The sequence below is a fragment of the Bradyrhizobium sp. PRIMUS42 genome (assembly GCF_023006515.1).
GTDB lineage: Bacteria > Pseudomonadota > Alphaproteobacteria > Rhizobiales > Xanthobacteraceae > Bradyrhizobium.
In genome coordinates this window covers 1-2,620 of record NZ_JALBGZ010000808.1, presented here as the reverse complement: position 1 = coordinate 2,620, position 2,620 = coordinate 1, and the positions used below count along the sequence as shown (strand labels likewise).

Sequence of the window (2,620 nt, the reverse complement as noted above, 5' to 3'; positions counted from 1 at the left end):
CAGCCGCTGCTGCCAAGCGGCGCTGCCAGCGCGATCGACGTCGCCACCATCCAGGGCCAGGTCCACGCCCAGTCCGTTCATCGCGTCGGCGAGCTCGCCGAGCGCAACCCCAACGAAACCGTCGCCATCATCCGCCAGTGGCTGACCGAACCAACCAAGTAATCCGAATCAAGAATCCCAGCCAGTGAATCAAGAAGTGATCTGACATGGCCGCCAGTCTGCAAAACGCCAACTCGAACGACATCACCAGCGTGATCTCCACGCTCGGCCAGCGTGCCGGCAGCCGCGCGGGCGCCCAGACCGAGGCAGTGACGGGACCCAAGCGCGCCGCGATCCTGATGCTCGCGCTGGGCGAGCAGTATGGGGGCAAGATCTGGTCGATGCTCGACGACGACGAGGTGCGCCAGCTCTCGCTGGAGATGTCGACGCTCGGCACCGTCGAGGTCGATACGGTCGAGGACATGCTGCTCGAATTCGTCTCGCGCATGTCGGCCTCCGGCGCGCTGATGGGCAATTTCGACGCCACCGAGCGGCTGCTGCAGCAATACCTGCCGCCGGAGCGTGTCAACGGCATCATGGACGAGATCCGCGGCCCTGCCGGGCGCAACATGTGGGAGAAGCTCTCCAACGTGCAGGAAGAGGTCCTCGCCAACTACCTCAAGAACGAATATCCACAAACCATCGCGGTCGTGCTGTCGAAGCTGAAGCCGGAGCACGCCGCGCGCGTGCTCGGCATCTTCCCCGAGGAGCTCGCGCTCGACGTCGTCAACCGCATGCTGAAGATGGAAGCGGTGCAGAAGGAGGTGATCGAGAGCGTGGAGAAGACGCTGCGCACCGAATTCATGTCCAATCTGTCCCAGACCCGCCGCCGCGACGCCCACGAGGTGATGGCTGAAATCTTCAACAATTTCGACCGCCAGACCGAAACTCGCTTCATCACCTCGCTGGAAGAGGACAACCGCGAATCGGCCGAGCGCATCAAGGCGCTGATGTTCACCTTCGACGACCTCGTGAAGCTCGATTCCGGATCGGCCCAGACCCTGATGCGCAACGTCGACAAGGACAAGCTCGGCGTCGCGCTCAAGAGCGCCAACGAGGACGTCCGCAACTTCTTCTTCGGCAACATGTCCTCGCGCGCGGCCAAGATGCTCCAGGACGACATGGCGGCGATGGGCCCGGTCCGGCTGCGCGACGTCGACGAGGCCCAGGCGCTGCTGGTCAACCTCGCCAAGGATCTCGCCGCCAAGGGCGAGATCATGCTGACCAAGAACCGCGCCGACGACGAACTGGTGTACTGATGGCCGCTCCGGCAAAATTCCTGTTCGATACCGACTTCGCGGCGCCCGAGCGGGCGACGCGGGAGAAGGCCGCGACCGCCACGGAGATCGCCCAGAAGATCGCCGAAGCCGAGGCGCGCGCCTATCAGGACGGCTTTGCCGCCGGCCAGCTGGAGGCCAAGGCCGAGAGCGACCGCCGCGTCGCGCTGGCCATGGAAGAGATCAACATCGGCATCCGCGGCATCGCGTCCGGCATCGGCAACATCGAATCGAAGATGGAGACCGAGGCGGTCGACGTCGCGGTGGCGGTCGCGCGCAAATTGTGCGCCGACCTCGTCGCCGCCGAGCCGCTGGGCGAGATCGTCGCGCTGGTCAAGGACTGCTTCTCGCATCTGGTCGCGACGCCGCATCTGGTGGTCCGCGTCAACGACGCGCTCTACGACAGCGCACGCGAGAAGATCGAGCGGCTCGCCAAGCAGAGCGGCTTCGAAGGACGGCTGGTGATCCTGGCCGAGCCGGAGATTGCGACCGGCGACTGCCGGATCGAATGGGCCGATGGCGGCGTCGTGCTCGAGCGCGGCGCCATCGCGGCCAAGATCGACGAAATGGTCGGACGCTATGTCGCGTCCCGCAGGGGGAGTTAACCCATGAGCGACACCGACGGACAGGTCCCGCTGCCCGATCTCAACGGCCCGATGCCGCCCACCGGCACGGACGTCGGCTACAGCGAGGACGAATATGCGGCGCGTGCCGCCGCCGATCTCGAGGCCGTGTTCGACGTTCCCGTGCAGGTCTCGGCGGTGCTCGGCCGCTCCAAGATGGACGTCAGCGAGCTCCTGAAGCTCGGGCCCGGCACCGTGCTCGAGCTCGACCGGCGCGTGGGCGAAGCCATCGACATCTACGTCAACAACAAGCTGGTCGCCCGCGGCGAAGTCGTCCTGGTCGAGGACAAGCTCGGCGTGACCATGACCGAAATCATCAAGACCGAACGCAGCTAGCTATTGCGACTGCAAGGAATGACGCGCGGCAGCGCGACCAGACGGACAGGAGACTGACATGCGGCTTCTCATCGTTGGCACATTGAAGGGCCAGCTCACCACCGCCACCAAGATCGCGATGGACAACGGCGCCACCGTGACCCATGCCGAGGATCACGAGCAGGCCATGCGCGTGCTGCGCGGCGGCAAGGGCGCCGACCTCCTGCTGGTCGACGTCGCCCTCGACATCCGCGACCTCGTGATGCGGCTCGAAGCCGAGCACATCCATGCCCCGATCGTGGCCTGCGGCATCACCAACGACGCCCGCGCCGCGGTCGCCGCGATCCACGCCGGCGCCAAGGAATA

Annotated in this window: 3 protein-coding genes and 2 pseudogenes; all 5 read left to right on the top strand. The window is 65.6% G+C overall.

What is annotated here, in order from left to right:
• Positions 1–162, top strand: a pseudogene (locus tag MOV75_RS33980) (flagellar M-ring protein FliF); the annotation flags it as partial.
• Between the two features lie 44 nt (positions 163–206).
• Positions 207–1,298 carry a flagellar motor switch protein FliG gene (fliG, locus tag MOV75_RS33975; RefSeq protein WP_246931903.1) on the top strand — a complete coding sequence of 364 codons (1,092 nt, stop codon included), beginning with the start codon at positions 207–209 and terminating at the stop codon, positions 1,296–1,298.
• Positions 1,298–1,921, top strand: a complete 624-nt coding sequence (locus tag MOV75_RS33970) for a FliH/SctL family protein (protein WP_246931905.1) — start codon at positions 1,298–1,300, stop codon at positions 1,919–1,921. The genes fliG and MOV75_RS33970 overlap by 1 nt, the downstream gene beginning before the upstream one ends.
• A gap of 3 nt (positions 1,922–1,924) precedes the next feature.
• Positions 1,925–2,275 (top strand): flagellar motor switch protein FliN, encoded by a 351-nt coding sequence (gene fliN, locus MOV75_RS33965; protein WP_140481065.1) that lies wholly within the window; start codon positions 1,925–1,927, stop codon positions 2,273–2,275.
• Positions 2,276–2,333: 58 nt separating this feature from the next.
• Positions 2,334–2,620, top strand: a pseudogene (locus MOV75_RS33960) (sigma-54-dependent Fis family transcriptional regulator); the annotation flags it as partial.

Bases quoted from the DNA above. Each gene is read 5' to 3' on its own strand.
- fliG (WP_246931903.1), top strand. From the start codon at position 207: ATGGCCGCCAGTCTGCAAAACGCCAACTCGAACGACATCACCAGCGTG.
- MOV75_RS33970 (WP_246931905.1), top strand. From the start codon at position 1,298: ATGGCCGCTCCGGCAAAATTCCTGTTCGATACCGACTTCGCGGCGCCC.
- fliN (WP_140481065.1), top strand. From the start codon at position 1,925: ATGAGCGACACCGACGGACAGGTCCCGCTGCCCGATCTCAACGGCCCG.